The sequence below is a fragment of the Streptomyces sp. ALB3 genome (assembly GCF_044385685.1).
Classification (GTDB): Bacteria; Actinomycetota; Actinomycetes; order Streptomycetales; family Streptomycetaceae; genus Streptomyces.
This window is the reverse complement of record NZ_JBISCE010000008.1, coordinates 444773-461799: the sequence shown is the minus strand read 5'-3', so window position 1 is coordinate 461799 and position 17027 is coordinate 444773. Positions and strand designations below refer to the sequence as shown.

The 17027-nt window shown below is 71.6% G+C and carries 15 protein-coding genes; 8 read left to right on the top strand and 7 right to left on the bottom strand.

Features of this window, described 5'->3' with window-relative positions:
- Positions 1–61: 61 nt before the first annotated feature.
- From mgt to ACHFIV_RS08775, 4 genes are all read right to left on the bottom strand, one after another.
- Positions 62–1255 carry a macrolide-inactivating glycosyltransferase gene (mgt, locus tag ACHFIV_RS08790; RefSeq protein WP_398965301.1) on the bottom strand — a complete coding sequence of 398 codons (1194 nt, stop codon included), beginning with the start codon at positions 1253–1255 and terminating at the stop codon, positions 62–64.
- A gap of 65 nt (positions 1256–1320) precedes the next feature.
- Entirely contained in the window at positions 1321–2622 is a 1302-nt protein-coding gene (locus ACHFIV_RS08785) for an ABC transporter substrate-binding protein (RefSeq protein WP_398965300.1), read from the bottom strand.
- Complete coding sequence (locus ACHFIV_RS08780; RefSeq protein ID WP_398965299.1) at positions 2622–3461, bottom strand: carbohydrate ABC transporter permease; 840 nt, start codon at positions 3459–3461, stop codon at positions 2622–2624. The genes ACHFIV_RS08785 and ACHFIV_RS08780 overlap by 1 nt, the downstream gene beginning before the upstream one ends.
- Positions 3458–4390: a carbohydrate ABC transporter permease gene (locus tag ACHFIV_RS08775; RefSeq protein ID WP_398965972.1), complete on the bottom strand. Its 933-nt coding sequence runs from the start codon at positions 4388–4390 to the stop codon at positions 3458–3460. Before ACHFIV_RS08775 ends, ACHFIV_RS08780 begins: the two co-directional genes overlap by 4 nt.
- Before the next feature lie 131 nt (positions 4391–4521).
- Between ACHFIV_RS08775 and ACHFIV_RS08770 the strand changes: the two genes are divergently transcribed.
- From ACHFIV_RS08770 to ACHFIV_RS08745, 6 genes are all read left to right on the top strand, one after another.
- On the top strand, positions 4522–5388 hold the full coding sequence (locus ACHFIV_RS08770) for a phosphotransferase enzyme family protein (RefSeq protein ID WP_398965298.1): 867 nt from the start codon (positions 4522–4524) through the stop codon (positions 5386–5388).
- 239 nt (positions 5389–5627) lie between these two features.
- The gene (locus ACHFIV_RS08765; RefSeq protein WP_398965297.1) at positions 5628–6032 is read left to right on the top strand and encodes a hypothetical protein; all 405 of its coding nucleotides are present in this window, start codon (positions 5628–5630) and stop codon (positions 6030–6032) included.
- A gap of 10 nt (positions 6033–6042) precedes the next feature.
- A complete protein-coding gene (locus ACHFIV_RS08760; protein ID WP_398965295.1) occupies positions 6043–7374 on the top strand; it encodes a hypothetical protein in 1332 nt (443 codons plus the stop codon).
- 58 nt (positions 7375–7432) lie between these two features.
- Entirely contained in the window at positions 7433–7930 is a 498-nt protein-coding gene (locus ACHFIV_RS08755; RefSeq protein ID WP_398965293.1) for a hypothetical protein, read from the top strand.
- Between the two features lie 61 nt (positions 7931–7991).
- Positions 7992–8504: a hypothetical protein gene (locus ACHFIV_RS08750; protein WP_398965291.1), complete on the top strand. Its 513-nt coding sequence runs from the start codon at positions 7992–7994 to the stop codon at positions 8502–8504.
- Between the two features lie 170 nt (positions 8505–8674).
- Positions 8675–9028: a DUF4333 domain-containing protein gene (locus ACHFIV_RS08745; protein ID WP_398965290.1), complete on the top strand. Its 354-nt coding sequence runs from the start codon at positions 8675–8677 to the stop codon at positions 9026–9028.
- Between the two features lie 21 nt (positions 9029–9049).
- On the opposite strand, the gene ACHFIV_RS08740 is transcribed toward ACHFIV_RS08745, so the two are convergent.
- The gene (locus tag ACHFIV_RS08740; protein WP_398965288.1) at positions 9050–9778 is read right to left on the bottom strand and encodes a 3'-5' exonuclease; all 729 of its coding nucleotides are present in this window, start codon (positions 9776–9778) and stop codon (positions 9050–9052) included.
- Between the two features lie 188 nt (positions 9779–9966).
- Positions 9967–11199: an SAV2148 family HEPN domain-containing protein gene (locus ACHFIV_RS08735; RefSeq protein WP_398965287.1), complete on the bottom strand. Its 1233-nt coding sequence runs from the start codon at positions 11197–11199 to the stop codon at positions 9967–9969.
- Between the two features lie 379 nt (positions 11200–11578).
- Between ACHFIV_RS08735 and glgX the strand changes: the two genes are divergently transcribed.
- Together glgX and treY are read left to right on the top strand one after the other, a co-directional pair.
- Complete coding sequence (gene glgX, locus ACHFIV_RS08730; RefSeq protein ID WP_398965285.1) at positions 11579–13735, top strand: glycogen debranching protein GlgX; 2157 nt, start codon at positions 11579–11581, stop codon at positions 13733–13735.
- Between the two features lie 97 nt (positions 13736–13832).
- Complete coding sequence (treY, locus tag ACHFIV_RS08725; protein WP_398965283.1) at positions 13833–16232, top strand: malto-oligosyltrehalose synthase; 2400 nt, start codon at positions 13833–13835, stop codon at positions 16230–16232.
- Positions 16233–16310: 78 nt separating this feature from the next.
- Here the strand turns inward: treY and ACHFIV_RS08720 are convergent, their stop codons facing one another.
- Complete coding sequence (locus tag ACHFIV_RS08720; protein ID WP_398965281.1) at positions 16311–16970, bottom strand: TetR/AcrR family transcriptional regulator; 660 nt, start codon at positions 16968–16970, stop codon at positions 16311–16313.
- Between the last annotated feature and the right edge of the window lie 57 nt (positions 16971–17027).

The window sequence follows — 17027 nt, the reverse complement described above, 5'->3', positions numbered from 1 at the left end:
GCGAGCGGCCGGCGCCGGGGTTCCCGGAGACAAGTGCGGGCGCCGGCTCCACGCAGACGCGTCAGACGGGCAGTTCGGCCTCGATGAGGTCGGCCGCCCTCTTCGTGCCGCCCTCCCCCGCCATCCGCTCCCGTACCTCCGCCAGCCTCGCCGCCACCTCCGGGTCGTCGACGAGGGCGAGGACGGCGGCCCGCAGGGAGGCGGCGTCGGCCTCCTCCTTCGGCAGGTGCCTGGCGACGCCGAGGGCCTGGAGCATGTCCGCGTTGCCGAACTGGTCCACGGCCTGGGGGACGGCGACCATCGGGGTGCCGGTGGCGAGGCCTTCCTGACTGCCGCCCGCACCGGCATGGGTGATGAACGCGTCCGCCTGCCGCAGCACGGACAACTGCGGGACCCAGGAGTGCACCTCGACATTGCCGGGCACGTCCCCGAGGTCGGAGGGATCGACGTGTGCCCCGATCTGCAGGACGGTGTGCCAGCCGGGCAGATCGCCGAAGGCCTTGACGCACTCGCGGTAGAAGGCGGGCTCGTCGGTGTACGACGAACCGAGCGAGACCAGCAGGACCCTGGCCGCGCCGGCCGGCCGCTCCCACTCCCCCTGATCGGCGCGTTGCCCCTGGCAGGCACCGACGAAGGTGAACCGGGTGTGATCGACGCGGCCGGCGTTCGGCTGGAGCACCTCGGGGATCAGCACCAGGCCGCGGCGCGGCCGGGCCACGAAGTCGTCCACCGAGAGGCCGCCGAGGCCGTTCCGGGCGAGCCACGCCTCGAAGCGCCCGAAGTAGGACCGGCCCCGCTCCGTCTGCCTGAGCTCGGCGTTCGCGGGTCCTGCGACCTCTTCGGCGTATCCCTCCCAGGGGACCAGGTTGGGCCAGAGCTGGACGGCCGGTACGCCCCACCGGTGGGCGAGCACACGGGCCGGGTAGGCGGTGATGTCGTGCAGGACGAGGTCCGGCTCATCACCCCGGAAGGCTTCGGCGAGCTGGGGGAGCGCCTGGACGGCGTCATCGAGGAACGGCTCGATCCAGTCGATGGGTTCGCTGCCCCAGTCCTCCGGGTCGGTGGGCAGCGTGGAGGTGTGGACGACCGGCTCGGCCCCGGTGGCGGCGACCTTCTCGGCGAAGGAGGCGGGGATGGCGTAACTGACGCGGTACCCACGGCCCACGAGCTCCCGGATCACTTCGAGGCTGGGGTTCACGTGTCCGTGGGCGGCGATGGAGAACATGGCGATGTGGGCGCGCGGGGTCGGTGTCATGCGCCGACCCTAAACGAGACGAGACGTCTCGTCTTTTTCTTTCGCCGGTCCGCTCCACGGCCGGATCAGCGCTGATAACGGGCCAGAACCCGGTTCCCGTCGTCGACCAGGCGTTTCCTCAGTTCGGCCGTGTCGATGGCCCCGCTGTAGTACTCCTGGAGGGCGGGCGTGGCGACCTTGTCCTTCCACTCGGGGTAGCCGCGCACGGACTGGGCGGGGGCCGGGCGCAACGCCCGGGCGAGAGCGGTGCCCGTCGCCCAGCCGTTCTCCCGGGTGTGCAGCGCCGGATCCGCCAGTGCCTCGGTTCCGGTCGGCAGCATCCAGTCGCCCCTGGCCAGCCGCACCATGTTCGGAGGGCGCAGCAGGAAGTCGATGAACCGCACGGCCTCCCTCTTGTGCGGGCTGTCCTCGGCGACCGAGAGGGTCTGCGGACTGACCCCCTGCGCGAGCCCGCCGCTCCCCGCCGGTGTCGGCAGCACCGTCCACTCGAAGCCCTCGGGCGCCTGCTCGACGACCTGCTGGCGGTAGGAGAACCCGAGCGGGACCATGGCGTACTTACCGCCGAAGAAGCCGGGGAGCGTGTCCGATCCCCCCATACCGAGCGCCGAACGGGCGGCACTGCGGTCGGGACCGACCTGATTCCTGACCGTTGCGGGCATGACGCGGTCACCGTCGTCGAAACGGATGGTCACCTTGCCGTCCGCGTCACGGTGGAAGAGCTTCCCACCGGCGGAGAGCCCCAGGTTGAGGGTGACGGAGACCGGCTCCTTGAGCGGCCAGGCGACCCCGTACGTCCCCTTGTCCTCGTTCGTCAGCCTCTCGGTGACCTTCCGGAACTCCGCCCAGCTCCAGGGCCTTTCAGGAGTCGGGATACGCACGCCCGAGGATGCGAGGAGCTTCGTGTTCGCGATGAGGACCTTGGGCTCCTGGAGGAACGGGACTCCGTGGACACCGCCGCCGAAGGTGGTGGTGTCCCAGGACCGCTGAGGGATGTCCCGGGTCAGCCGGTCCGGCAGCAGGGTGCGCAGATCGGCGAGGTAGCCGCCGTACGCGAAGTCCGCCAGGTCGTCGGAGGCGTCGTGGATGATGTCGGGCGCCTCCCCGCCCTCGAAGGAGGTGAGCAGCTGGTCGTGGACGTTGTCCCAGCTGCCCTGGACGTAGTCCACCTGCACGTCGGGATGGGCGGCGTTCCACTCGCGTACGAGCTGCTTGTTGGCGTCGACGGACTCCTTCTGCCAGGCCAGCGACTGGAAACTGAGCCGGATCACGCCGTCGGCACGGCGGTCGCCCTCCCCCGAGCAGCCGGTCAGCAGGAGGGCGAGTGCGGTCGTCACCGCGGCGGTGAGCGTGGGCAGCCGGCGGCGCATCAGTGCTTCACCGCCCCGGCCGTGAGACCGCCCGTGATGCGCTTCTGGATGACCGCGAAGAGCACGAGCGAGGGCAGGGTGGCGAGGAAGGCGGCGGCGGCGAGCGGCCCGAGGTCGGCCACGCCCTCCGCGCCCAGGAAGTGGGTGAGTACGACCGGCAAGGTCTGCTTCTCCGGAGTCTTGAGCAGGACGAGCGCGAAGAAGAACTCGTTCCACGCGGTGATGAACGCGAAGAGGGCGGTGGCGACGATCCCGGGGGCCAGCAGCGGCGCGGTGACGGACACGAGGATCCGCGCCTTCCCCGCCCCGTCGACGGCGGCGGCCTCCTCCAGCTCGGGCGGCACCGCCCGGACGTAGCCGGCCAGCATCCAGAGTGCGAAGGGCAGGGACCACACGACGTACACCAGGATCAGCCCCCACAGGGAGTTGATCAGGTGCAGGTACTTGAGGACCAGGAACAGCGGGATGATCACGAGGACGAAGGGGAACGCCTGACTGACCACGACCCATCCGGTGGCGGCGGTGGAGAGCCGGCCCCGGTGACGGGCCATCACGTAGGCCATCGGCGTGGCGATGACGACCGCGATCAGAGCGGCGCAGAGTGCGGCGGTGAGCGAGTTGGCCGCGGCGCGGAGCAGCGGCTGTTCGTCGAAGGCCTGCCGGAAGTTGTCGAGCGTCGGGTCCTCGGGGATCCACGTGGGGTGCAGGGAGCCGAGCTCACGGGCCGGCTTGAAGGCGGTGGAGACCAGCCAGAGGAAGGGGAACGCCAGAAAGACCAGGTAGCACAGCAGGGCGGCGTACTGCCCGGCGCGCGCGGTCCTGCCCGTACGCAGGCTCATGCGTCCTCGCCTCCCCTGAGCCGGCCGGCCAGGTAGACGGCGAGAAGCACCGAGATGACGGCGACCATCACACATCCCATCGCGGCGGCATAGCCGAACTGTCCGTAGCGGAACGCCTCTTCGTAGGCGAAGAGCATGGGAAGCCGGGTGCGGCCGCCCGGTCCGCCGCTGGTCAGGACGTAGACCAGGGCGAAGGAGTTGAAGTTCCAGATGAAGTTGAGCGCGCTGATCGCGAGGGCCACGGGCCTGATCGCGGGCCAGGTGACGGTACGGAAGCGGCGCCAGGCCCCGGCTCCGTCGAGGGCGGCCGCTTCGTGGAGTTCGTGCGGGGTGTTCTGCAGCCCGGCCAGTAGCGCCACGGTGGTCTGCGGCATGCCGGCCCAGACGCCGACGACGATCACAGCGGGCAGCGCGGTGGCGAGTCCGGTCAGCCAGTCCCGTCCGTCACCGAGCCCCAGATCGCGGACGGTCTCGTTGAGGATGCCCGCGTCGGGGTTGTAGACGAGGCGCCACATGATGCCGACGACGACCTCGGGCATCGCCCAGGGAATGATCGCGAGCGCCCTGGCCAGCCAGCGCATCCTCAGGTTCGCGTCGAGGAGCAGGGCCAGGCCGAGGGCGAGCACGAACTGGGGGACGGTGACCCCGACGGCCCAGAGCAGGCCGATCCGGAACGAGTCCCAGAACAGGGTGTCGTGCAGGAGGTCCTGGAAGTTCAGTACACCGATCCACTGGGTGGAACGGGTGCGCCCCGACTGCGCGTCGGTGAAGGCCAGCGCGATGCCGTACAGCAGGGGGCCCACGCTCAGGATCAGGACGGGGATCAGTGCGGGCAGCACCAGGAACCAGGCGGCGCCGTCCCGCCGGCGCCCCTCACCCCGCCCGGCCCGGGGGTCCTTGCGCCCGGACCGCGTCGGTGCGGTCACCATCGTCACGAATCGACCCCTTTGCATCCTTGGATCGGTTTCATCCCCGTATAGCCGCCCGGGCGGCCCCCGTCATCGTGCTGACGGGCCGCCCGTACGTCAAGGTGGCCTGCGGAGATGAGAAAATCGGGCCCATGGACGAGATGCGCGCACGCGAGGTACTGACCGCCGCCGGACTGACCGGCGGCACGGCGGAACTCCTCGCGCTGGGCGAGAACGCGGTGTTCACCGTCGGCGACGTGGTGGCCAAGGTGGGCCGCGACGCCACGCACCACCCGGAACTGCGTGAGCGGGCCGAGCGCGAGGTGGCCGTCGCCGGATGGCTGGCCGCATCGGGCGTGCCCGCCGTACGGGCGGCCGAACCCCGGGCCCGCATGGTGGGGGGCCACCCGGTGACGCTGTGGCACCGGCTGCCCGGGGCGGTGCGCCCGACCGAGCCGCGCGACCTGGCACCCCTGCTCACCCGGGTGCACGCCCTGCCCGCCCCGGACTTCACGCTGCCGCGCCGTGAGCTGCTCGGCGGCGTGGAGCGCTGGCTGCGGCTCGCGGGCGACGCGATCGACCCCGCCGACGCCGACTACCTGCGCGGCCGGCGCGACGGCTTCGCGAAGGCCGCGGCCGCCCTCACGCCGCACCTGCCGCCGGGGCCCATCCACGGCGACGCCCTTCCCCGCAACGTCCACGTCGGCCCCGACGGGCCGGTGCTGGTGGATCTGGAGACGTTCTCCGCCGATCTGCGCGAGCACGACCTGGTGGTACTCGCCCTCTCCCGCGACCGGTACGGGCTGCCCGCCGACGCCTACTCCGCCTTCACCGAGGCCTACGGATGGGACGTACGCACCTGGGAAGGCTGTGCGGTGCTGCGCGGGGCCCGCGAGACGGCGAGCTGCGCCTGGGTCGCCCAGCACGCCCCCGCGAACCCCAAGGCGCTGGCGGAGTTCCGGCGCAGGGTGGCGTCCTTGCGCCAGGACGATCCCGAGGTGCGCTGGTACCCGTTCTGAACGGCGTCCGCCGCTCGGACACCGGGCCCACCGGGCGCCCGGCCCGCGGGCCCCGCCGAGTACCGGGCGCCACCCGTCCCCCGGGGGCCTTCGAGCCGGTGCGGCGGGCGAGTGCCGCCGGCCGGTCGAGGGCGCGACGCCGTGCGCCGAGGGGGCCGCCCGAACGGCACGCGGTGATCTTCCGTACTATGCGTTCTGGCCGCGAGGCCGAACAGGTGCGATTGCAACGGGGGTTGCCCATGGGAGCCGGAGACGGCGGCGAGCAGAAGCTCGCGAGTTCACCGAGCGACAAGAAGCGCGCGTCGAAGTACATGGAAGAGCACCAGATTCCCGACACCCAGGCCGCCGCCCGCATGGCGGCCGGCGGCGGGTCGGTGCGCACGCCCTTCCTCGCCCCCTCGGCACCGGCGAGTCCGCTGCTGAAGCAGGACACCGGGCTGAAGGGCCTCTCCGGCTGGGCCTCGGACCAGGGCGTCTCCGACGCGCTGGTCGCCTGGCAGGGACAGGCGAACCGGCTGATGGGGCGTCTGCAGCGGGAGCTCGACGGGCTCAAGGGCACGCAGAACATCTTCCAGAACCAGGACCTCGCCACCGGCGCCCAGGCTGACTCCATACGCCTGCCCAGCGGCCTCGACGGATTGTGACGGGCGCGCCATGACACTGAACTACCAGGACGTGGTGACGGCCGACCTGTCCTCCTTCGCGGATGTCGCGGGAGCCTGGAAGAAGATGGGTGAGCGCTTCGGCGACCTCAAGGTCAACTACGAGAAGCACGTGCAGAGCGTGCTGGGCAACGGGAACTGGCAGGGGCTCGCCTACGGCGCTCAGCAGAACACCGCCGCCGCGACCGCCTTCGAGTACGGAGCGGCGAAGAACCAGGCTCTCGCCGTCGCCAGCCTCCTCACGGACGCCCAGACCGAACTGACCCGCCTGCAGAAGGCGGTCAAGGACCTCGTCGAGGACGCCGAGAAGAAGGACTACAAGGTCGACGACTCCGGCAGGGCGACCTACGTCGGTTACGACAAGCTCTCCCCGCAGGAACGTTACGCCTTCCAGCACGACCCCGACCACGCCACCCTGCTGGCGGACGCCCGCGAGAAGGCGCAGGGCTGGACCGACCAGATAGCCAAGGCGGTCAAGGCCGTCGACACCACCGACCAGAGCGTGAAGCGGGCGCTGTCCCGGGCGACGAGCGATGTCTCCACGGACGGCAGCGGCATCGGCGGGTTCAACACGGGGGCCGAGGGCGACCTGGCGAAAGCCGGCAAGCCGGACCCCAAGCCCGGCAAGAAGGACGGTTGGGTCTCCGAGACCGACTCCGAGGCGTCGGGACCCGGAGTCGGGGCGGAGGCCAGCGGTCCCAACATCGGCAAGGGCAAGCTGGCCGAGGCCGAGGCGCACGCCGACCTCGGCCGCGCCAAGGCGGAAGGCACGCTCACCAACGGTCCGCTCAAGCTGGCCGGAGAAGCCGAGGCCTATGCGGGCGCCAAGGCGTCGGCAGCCGCCGGCGTCACCCATGAGGGGGTCCAGGCCGAGGCCGGCGCCTTCGCCGGCGGAGAGGCCTCGGCCGGCGGAAAGGCCGACGCCGGCCCGGTCGGGGTGTACGGGCGCGCGGAGGCGATGGCGGGCGCGGAGGCCGGGGTCAACGCGGGAGCCGGTCTGGACGGTGTGAACCTGGGCGCCGAGGCTTTCGCCGGCGCGAAGGGCAGCGTGGGCGCGGGCGCGGACGTCGGGGGGATCGGTGTGGGTGTCACGGCCGAGGGCTGGGCCGGCCCCGGCGCCGAAGCCAGCCTGAACGCGAGCAAGGACGCCAACGGCGTGTGGCACTTCGGGCCCAAGGTGGGCATCTCCCCCGCCCTCGGTGGCGCCGTGGGCCTCGAGTTCACCGTCGACCCCGGAAAGGTCGTCGATACCGTGGGCGACGCGGCCGGGGCCGTGGGCGACGCGGCGAACTGGGTAGGCGACGGGATCGGCAGCCTGTTCTGACGCATGCCACCGCGGAACCGCCGCCGCAAGCACACCGTTGCCACGAGGAGAGACCGGGATGACCACCACCCTGCCCGTACCGATCGCGTTCGAACTGCCCGACGGATGGCGCGCCACACCGCCGGACGGCGTGGGTGCGCCGGGGGCGGCGTTCGTCGCGCTGCACCCGCGTCCCGAGGCCGGGTTCACCGCGAACATCACGGTCGACGGCGAGTTCCGCCCGGACGCGGCGACGCTCCCCGAGATCGCCGACGAGTCGGTGGAGAACCTGCGCCGGTCCGCCGTGTCGGTCGAGGTCGGCGAGCGCCGCGAGGTCGGTTCGCCCGAATCGCCCGGCCTCACCCAGACGCTGGCGGTCTCGGCGATCGCCGGGGGCGCGCCCCGCGACCTCGTGCAGTCACAGGTCTACCTGTCCTTGCTCGACGTCGACGACCCGAGCAGGCGGGCGGTGATCCGTCTGATCCTGACGGCGTCCGCGTCCCAGCACCCCGCGGTCGTGGAGGACTTCCGCGAATTCGTGCGGACGGTCCGCCCGGACACCGGCACGGCTCCGTAGCCCGGCCCCCCGGCACGGCCCTTTCTTGCACCGGCGATCCGACCCCTCTTAGGTTGACCCCATGGGATTCTTCGACAAGCTGACCGGAACCAGGCACCCCGAGGACGGGGTCGCGCCACGCTCAGCCGAGGAGTTGCGGACAGCCCTGCTCAGCCTGAACGGGCCGGATGTCCCCTATGTCATCCGCGACGGCTCGGCCCAGGACGCCGATCTGGTGGCCGAGTGGCGGATCGCCGAGCCCGCCTGGCAGACCTTCTTCATCGGGTCCCAGCTGACGCACGCCATCCGTATCCGGATGCGCCTGGCCGAGGAGGTCCCCGAGGTGCGTGCCCTCGAGGAACAGTGGGAGGTCACCCGCGTCGGGAACCCTCCGAGGCTCCAGACGTCGGCGGAGTACTCGCGGGGCTCGGGCAGGACGGTCTCCCGCCGCTGGTCGCTGCAACGCGGGGAGAGCGGCCGCCTCGAAGCGACGGAGACGTACAGCTTCGACAGCGCGCAGCTGACCGGCCCGCTGCGCGACGCCGCCCTCGACGCGGGCTGGACCTGGCGTGGTGTGATCTTCGGTAAGCTGTGAGGCCTCGGATCGCCCCTGCCCCGCGGCCTCCCCGCCCCGCCGTGCGGATCCGGCAGGCCGGTGCGCTCTCCCCTGTCCGCGGCGGCGGGCCACCCGGCCTCCGGCATCCGTGGACCACCGTGCCACGTATGCTTCCGGCGACTGCCTTGATCATTCGGAATGGAGCCCCCATGACCATAGCCCGCTGGACAGCAGCGAAGTGGAGCCTCACGGCCGTGGCCGCCGGTGCGGTGCTCGTCGGCTGCTCGGCGTCGGTCGACGTCGGGAAGTCCGATCCGAAGCTGTCGGCGGACAAGCTGGCCACCACCGTCTCCGAGAAGCTCGCCCGCACGACGGGTCAGCCCGAGCCGGACATCACCTGCCCCGAGGATCTCGCCGGGAAGGTCGGCACCACCACCCGTTGCAAGCTCACAGCGGGAGACGGCAGCACCCTGGGCGTGTCGGTCAAGGTCACGTCGGTCGACGGAGAACAGATCAACTTCGACATCGAGGCCGACGAGACGGCGTCACCGGCTCCGAACTGACCGTCCGGCGCGGGACGGTGTTCACCCGCCCGCCGGCTCCCGCCTCCGGGGGATGAGCGGCCAGGCCGGTTCGACGACCGCCGCCGGGTCCGCGGTGCGCCGCAGGTAGGCCTGTAGCGAGAGCGACTGCTCCGCCGCCGCGCGCATCTGGAGACTGTGCAGGTCCTCCAACGGCATCACCGCGACCGGCTGGTGCCTCTCCCCCATGCGCCGCACCACCCGGGCGGCCGCGACGGCGTCCGCCCTCGCGTCGTGCGCGTCGTCGAGCGACACCCCGTAGTGGGCGCAGAGCGCGTGCAGGGCCCGCTTCCCCTTCCGGTACTTGTCGACGTGCTTGTCGATGACCAGGGGGTCGATGACGGGCGAGGGCGCGTCGCCCAGCCGCTCGCTGACCGACTCCACCGCGTACCGCCGGCACTCCCGGTCGAGCAGCGAGAGGTCGTAGCGCGCGTTCATCACCACGAGCGGCGTGCCGGAGCGCAGCCCGTCGGCGACGGCCCGTGCGATCTCCTCGACCGCGGAGGCGGCCGGCATTCCGTGCGCGCGGGCGCGTTCCGTCGAGATGCCGTGGATGGCCGAGGCCTGTTCGGGTATGACCACGCCGGGATCGAGCAGCCAGGTCCGCTCCCGCGACACGGACCCGTCCGGCTCCAGCCGGACGACCGCCGCCGTCACGATACGGTCGGTCTCGACGTCCGTGCCCGTGGTCTCCAGGTCGAACGACATCAGCGGCCCGTCGATCCAGCTCATCGGACCGCCCCCGCCCCGTCGGCCGCGGAGCCGGCGGACCGGGCCCTCCGCGGGTCCGTGCCGGTCTCCTCCAGGCCGAAGCCGGCCGGGCGCTCCTGGTGGCAGCTCATCCCGTAACTCCTTCTGTGGTGCGTTCCCCCAAGTGCTGACCACCTTCGCACGCACCACTGACAACGCCGGAAGGGGCGTCAGGAGACGGGCCTGGAGTCCGTCCAGACCGACTCGAACTCCTCGCGGTACGTCTCGAAGAGGCCGTGCTCGCTGTCCTGCCCCGCCCTGACCACCGCACGCCCCCCGCCGCGCAGCACCAGAACGGGTGCCTCCATGCCGCGCGCGCGCCGCAGGTACGGCTGGACGACCCCGACCGCGTCGGGCCCGTCGCCGTCCACCAGGTAGGCCGTGAAGCGCGGCGTCTCGTCGAAGACGTGGATCTGGAAGGCGCCCGGGTCCCGGAGCTTGGAGCGGACCCGGCGCATGTGGAGGATGTTCATCTCCACGGAACGGCTCAGCTCGCCCTTCTTGAGTCCCAGTTCGCGCTCCCGGCGCTTCACCGCGCTGCTCGCCGGATTGATGAACAGCAGCCGGACCCGGCAGCCCGACTCGGCCAGGCGGACCAGCCGGCGCCCCGAGAAGTTCTGGGTGAGGAGGTTGAGTCCTATGCCGATGGCGTCCAGCCGGCGCGCCCCGCCGAAGAGGTCCTCGGCGGGCAGCTGCCGCTGCAGACGCACCCGGTCGGGGTGGACGGAGACGACGTCGGCGTAGCGGTCGCCGACCAGCTCCTCCACGGCGTCCACGGGCAGCCGGTCTGCGGACGGGACCGCCGCGCCGCTGCCGAGGATCTCCAGGAGCCGCGCGGAGGCCCGTTCCGCCTGCGCCAGGACCGCCTCGTTCAGCGCACGGTTGCGGGAGACGACGTTGCGCGCCACCTCCAGCTCGTCCAGGGCGAGCTCCACATCGCGGCGGTCGTCGAAGTACGGCTCGAAGCAGGGCCAGTGCTGGACCATCAGCTCGCGGAGCTGCGGCAGCGTGAGGAAGCTCAGGACGTTGTCGTCCGCCGGGTCGAGCAGATAGCCCTTGCGGCGCGAGACCTCCCGGACCGCGACGGCGCGCTGCACCCACTCCTGGCCGGCCGGACCGGCGGCGGCCACCACCCAGTCCTCACCGTGCACCGGCTCGTAGATCGGCCGGATCACGGCGGAGACCACGGCGCGCAGCCGCTGTTCGACCAGATTCAGCCAGATGTACGCACGCCCGGCCCGCTGAGCCCGGGTGCGGACCTCGTTCCAGGCCTCCGGCCCCCAGTCCAGCTCGGCACCGATCTCCATGGGCTGCGCGAGGGAGACGGCCCCCGGCGGGGCATCGGTCGGCTCCCCCTCGTGACCTGCGTCACCTGGGGGCAGCTCGAACCCTCCCGAGCTCACCCGCGTACCGCCTTCCACTCCCCCACCAACGATCAAGGAAGGGTACTCCGGGGACGGGAGCCGGTGCAGCCGGATGCACAGGCTCCTCACTCAACTCCCCTACACGTCCGGCCCGTTCCTTGCGATGAGATCGGGTGGAGTGAGATGGTTCATAGTGATTGCGCACCCCCTCGCATGCCGCATACCGGACGGAGGAGCCGCCCGGCGGCCCGGGCCCCCCGTCCGGGCGACAGCGAGGTGTCCCAGGTTGACCGGTCCGGAGGGATCACCCGACGGAACCCTGCCGCACCGGTCGACGTACTAGGTACCGGACCGTCTTTCGGGGAGTATCGGGGCGAAAACCCCCAACCCCCGGATCAGAAGTGGAAGAGTCCTATCTATGCAGGTCTGGCCGGGACACGCGTATCCCCTCGGCGCCACCTACGACGGCGCCGGAACCAACTTCGCGGTCTTCTCGGAGGCCGCCGACCGAATCGAGTTGTGCCTGCTGCACGACGACGGTTCAGAAACGGCGGTGGAACTCCGCGAGACCGACGCCTTCGTCCGTCACGCCTATCTGCCCGGGGTGATGCCGGGGCAGCGCTACGGCTTCCGGGTGCACGGGCCCTACGAGCCGCAGCGCGGGCAGCGCTGCAATTCGGCGAAACTGCTCCTCGATCCGTACGCCCGTGCGATCTCGGGGCAGATCCAGTGGGGCGAGGCGGTGTACGGCTACCCGTTCGGCAAGCCGGACGAGCGCAACGACCTCGACTCGGCACCGCACACGATGAGCTCGGTCGTGGTCAATCCGTACTTCGACTGGGGCGACGACCGGCGCCCCCGTACGGACTACCACCGCACGGTGATCTACGAGGCCCACGTCAAGGGCCTGACGATGCTCCACCCGGGCCTGCCCGAGGAGCTGCGCGGCACCTACGCGGGGCTCGCGCACCCGGAGATCATCGCCCACCTGACGGAGCTGGGCGTCACCGCGATCGAGCTGATGCCGGTGCACCAGTTCGTCCAGGACCACCGCCTGGCCGACGCCGGGCTGGCCAACTACTGGGGCTACAACACCATCGGGTTCTTCGCCCCGCACAACGCGTACGCCTCCTGGGGCGACCGCGGCGAACAGGTGCTGGAGTTCAAACAGGCGGTGAAGGCGCTGCACCAGGCCGGCATCGAGGTGATCCTCGACGTCGTCTACAACCACACGGCCGAGGGCAACCACCTCGGTCCCACCCTCTCCTTCCGGGGCCTGGACAACGCCTCGTACTACCGGCTGGCCGACGACCAGAAGTACTACATGGACACCACCGGCACCGGGAACTCCCTGCTGATGAGGTCGCCGCACGTCCTACAGCTGATCATGGACTCGCTGCGGTACTGGGTGACCGAGATGCACGTGGACGGTTTCCGCTTCGACCTGGCCGCGACCCTCGCGCGCCAGTTCCACGAGGTGGACCGGCTGTCCTCCTTCTTCGACCTGGTCCAGCAGGACCCGGTGGTCAGCCAGGTCAAGCTGATCGCCGAACCCTGGGACGTGGGAGAGGGCGGCTACCAGGTGGGGAACTTCCCGCCCCTGTGGACCGAGTGGAACGGCAAGTACCGGGACACGGTGCGGGATCTGTGGCGGGGTGAGCCCCGGACCCTGGCGGAGTTCGCCGGGCGCCTCACGGGCTCCTCCGACCTCTACCAGGACGACGGCCGGCGCCCGCTGGCCTCGATCAACTTCACCACCTGCCACGACGGCTTCACCCTGCACGACCTGGTCTCGTACAACGAGAAGCGCAACGACGCCAACGGTGAGGGCAACCGGGACGGCGAAAGCCACAACCGCTCGTGGAACTGCGGGGCGGAGGGGGAGACCGACGACAAGGAGGTCCTGGAGCTGCGCAGCCGTCAGATGCGCAACTTCATCGCCACCCTCATGCTCTCCCAGGGCGTGCCCATGCTGAGCCACGGTGACGAGTTCGCGCGGACGCAGCGGGGCAACAACAACGGTTACTGCCAGGACAACGAGCTCTCCTGGGTCCACTGGCCCGATCCGGCCGCGGCCTCCCGCGCCGAGGACGGCGACGAGGACGGCGGCGGCACCGACACGAGTCTGCTGGAGTTCACCCGGTCGATGGTCTGGCTGCGGCGCGACCACCCGGTCTTCCGGCGCAGACGCTTCTTCCACGGCCGGCCCGTGGAGGGCACGCACGACGAACTCTCCGACATCGCGTGGTTCACCCCCAGGGGCGAGGAGATGACCCAGCGGGACTGGCAGGCCGCGCACGCCAAGGCCATGACCGTCTTCCTGAACGGTCACGCGATCTCCGAGCCGGGGCCGCGTGGCGAGCGCATCGCCGACGACTCGTTCCTGCTCATGTTCAACGCGGCGGCCGAGAGCCTGGAGTTCACCGTCCCGATGAACCACGGCAGACAGTGGCAGGTCGTCGTGGACACGGCGATCCCGGACGGGGTGCCGCCCGGGGCGGGGCCCAAGGTGTCGGCGGGCGAGCGGGTGACGCTCGTAGGGCGCAGTCTGACCGTGCTCAAGCGTCCGGCGTAGGCCGATGGGGTGACGGGGCACCGGGCGGGCGCCGCCCGGTCGGTGCCCCGTGGCACAGAAGGTGGGAGAGAGGCGACCGGCTGGGTACGTACGAGCCATGACGCCCACCGCCACGTACCGGCTGCAGCTCCAATCCGACTTCCCGTTCGCCGCCGCCGCGGATGCCGTGCCGTATCTCGCCGAGCTCGGCGTCTCCCATCTGCACCTGTCCCCCGTCCTGGAGGCCGTGCCCGGTTCCGGACACGGCTACGACGTGGTCGACCACGCCACGGTGCGGGCCGAGTTCGGGGGCGAGGAGGGCCTGCGGGAGCTGGCCGGCACGGCGCGCGCCCACGGTCTCGGCATCGTCCTGGACATCGTGCCGAACCACATGGCGGCCGTGCCCCGGCACAACGTGCCGCTGTGGGAGGTGCTGCGCGAGGGCCCTGCCTCCCCGTACGCCCGCTGGTTCGACATCGACTGGGCGGCGGGCGGTGGCAAGGTGCTGCTGCCCGTCCTCGCCGGGCGTGCCGGCGAGGAGAGGGACAGTCTCGAGCCGGGTACCAGGGACGACGGCACCCCCGTGCTCCGCTACAACGGCCTGGAGTTCCCCCTGCGCGAGGGCACGGCGGACCTTCCGCTGCCTGAGCTGCTGGCCGCCCAGCACTACCGGCTCGCCTGGTGGCGGCTGGCCAGGACGGAGCTGAACTACCGGAGGTTCTTCACCATCTCCGATCTGATCGGGGTCCGGGTGGAACACCCCGAGGTCTTCGACGCCACCCATGCCAAGATCCTCGAACTGGTCCGTGACGGCGTCGTCGACGGGCTGCGCATCGATCACCCGGACGGGCTGGCGGACCCCGCCGCGTACCTGGGGCGGCTCGGTGACGCCACGGGTGGGCGGTGGACGGTGGTGGAGAAGATCCTGACCGGTTCCGAGACGCTGCCGGCCGGCTGGGCGGTCGCCGGGACGACCGGGTACGACGCGCTGCACCGGATCGACGGGCTGTTCACCGACCCGGCGGGCGCGGCGGACCTGCTCGGCCGCTACCGCGACTTCGCCGGTCCCCCCGGGGACCGCGGGGGCTACTGGACCGCGACCGTCCGCCGTGCGGCGTACCGGGTGGTCACCCACGAGCTGGCGGCCGAGACGGAGTGGCTGACCCGTCTCGCCGTCGAGGCGTGTGCCGGGGATCCCGCACTGCACGACCACGCGCCGTGGGCCCTTCACACCGCGGTGCGCGAGCTGCTGGTGCGGGTGCCCGTGTACCGGCCGTACGTGACGGCCGGCGGCCCGCTGTCCGAGGTCGCCGAGTCGACGCTCCCCGCCGAGGCGGTACGGGACGCGAAGGCGGTGTTCGCCGTCCCGCAGGAGGCGGAGGCCGTCGACGTGGTGCGGGATCTGGCCCTGGGCCGTCTCGGCGGCGGACCGGAGCACGCGGCGTTCTGCGCCCGGTTCGCGCAGACGGCGTCCGCCCTGCACGCCAAGTCGGTCGAGGACACGGCGTTCTACCGCTACGTCCCGTTGATCTCGGCGACCGAGGTGGGCGGCGATCCCGGCCGGCCGGCGGTGAGCCCGGAGGAGTTCCATGCCTTCTGTGCCCGTGTCGCACGCGACTGGCCGGCGACCGGCACGGTGCTGACCACCCACGACACCAAGCGCAGCGGGGACGTGCGGGCCCGGATCGCGGTCCTCTCCGAGTGCCCCGAGCGGTGGTCCTCGCTGGTCGCCCAGCTCTCACGCACGGCGTCCGTGCCGGCCCCGGACCCCCAGCTCGCCTGGCAGGCCTGGCAGTCGGCGTACGGCTGCGCGGGCCTGCCCGCTCATGAGACGGCGGGGAGGCTGGAGCCCGCACTGCTGAAGTCCGTGCGCGAGGCCGGGCTGTTCACCAGCTGGACCGAGCCCGATCCGGCGTACGAGCGGGCGGTGACCGACTTCGTGGCGGCCGGCCCGGCCAGTGACACGGGCGAGACGCGGACGCTGATGACCAGGTTCTCGGACACGCTCGCGCCGTTCGCGCGGGCCAATGTACTGGGCGCCGCACTGGTGCATCTGACGATGCCCGGAGTGCCCGACCTGTACCAGGGCACGGAGAGGGAGTACATCGCGCTGGTCGACCCGGACAACCGGCGGCCGTTCGGCAGGCCCGCCACGGGCGCCGACGAGAAGGCCGCGCTGACCGGGGCCGCGCTGCGCCTGCGCCGGGAGCGCCCGGAGCTGTTCGGCGAGTCCGGTACCTACGCGCCGCTCGCGGCCCGGGGCCCCGCGGCCGCGCACTGCCTGGCGTTCTGCAGGTCCGGGGAGGTCGTCACGGCGGTGACCCGGCTGTCGTTGCGGCTCGACGAGCAAGGTGGCTGGCGGGATACGGAGCTGGCGCTGCCCGACGAGGGCCCGTGGACGGATCTCCTGTCGTCCGGCCGGGAGTTCACCGGGGCCGTGGTCCGTGTGGCACAACTCTTCGAGGACCGGCCCGTGGCGCTTCTCGTGAGGGTGGGAGTGGCGCCCGGTCGCGCGTGAGCGGGCCGGACCGGCCTGTCCCCGCGCCTGAGCCGGTTCCGGGGGGCGAGGGCGGCCTGCCGCATGTCGCGCGGTGGCTCAGCGCTCCGCCGCGGGGCCGGAGGCGTGGGGCGCGAGGGTGTTCAGCAGCGAGCTGACCACGAGGTCGGTCGAGGCCGCCATGTCCACCGCGTCGGGTGACAGGAGCCACTGCACCTGCAGGCCGTCCATCACCGCGATGATGGCGTTGGCCGCGGTCTCGGCCCGGTCCGCACGGTCGGCGGGCAGGTCGCAGGCCTCGCGCAGGGCGTCGGCGACGAACGCGCGCAGTCCGCTGTACCGGTCGCGGAAGTAGCTCTGCGCGGGGTGGTTCTCGGTGACGGACTCGGCCGACAGCACGGCGTACAGCCGGACGATGCCTTCCCGCTCGGCGTTCCGCAGCGCGGTGTCCACCAGGTGGCGCAGGAACTCCAGACCCCGGGGCCGTTCGGCTCCCAGTTGTTCGATGTCCGTCTGGTCGCGCAGTTCCAGGACGCTGGTCAGCAGGAGGGACTTGGAGCGGAAGTAGTGAAGGACGCCCGCCTGGGTCAGACCGGCCTGCTCGGCGATCTCGGCGAGCGAGGCGTTGTTGTAGCCGCGGGTGCCGAAGGTGTCCGTCGCGATGTGCAGGATGCGCTGCTGTCGCTGCTTGGCCTCCGGGCTGCGCGGGGTGCGGGGGCGGGCCTTGTGGGCGGGTGTGCCCGCCGGAGGGTTGCTCACCCACGCAGCCTAATCCCGTCGGCCCTCGCCATCGCGGTTCTCACCACGCGGTGACGA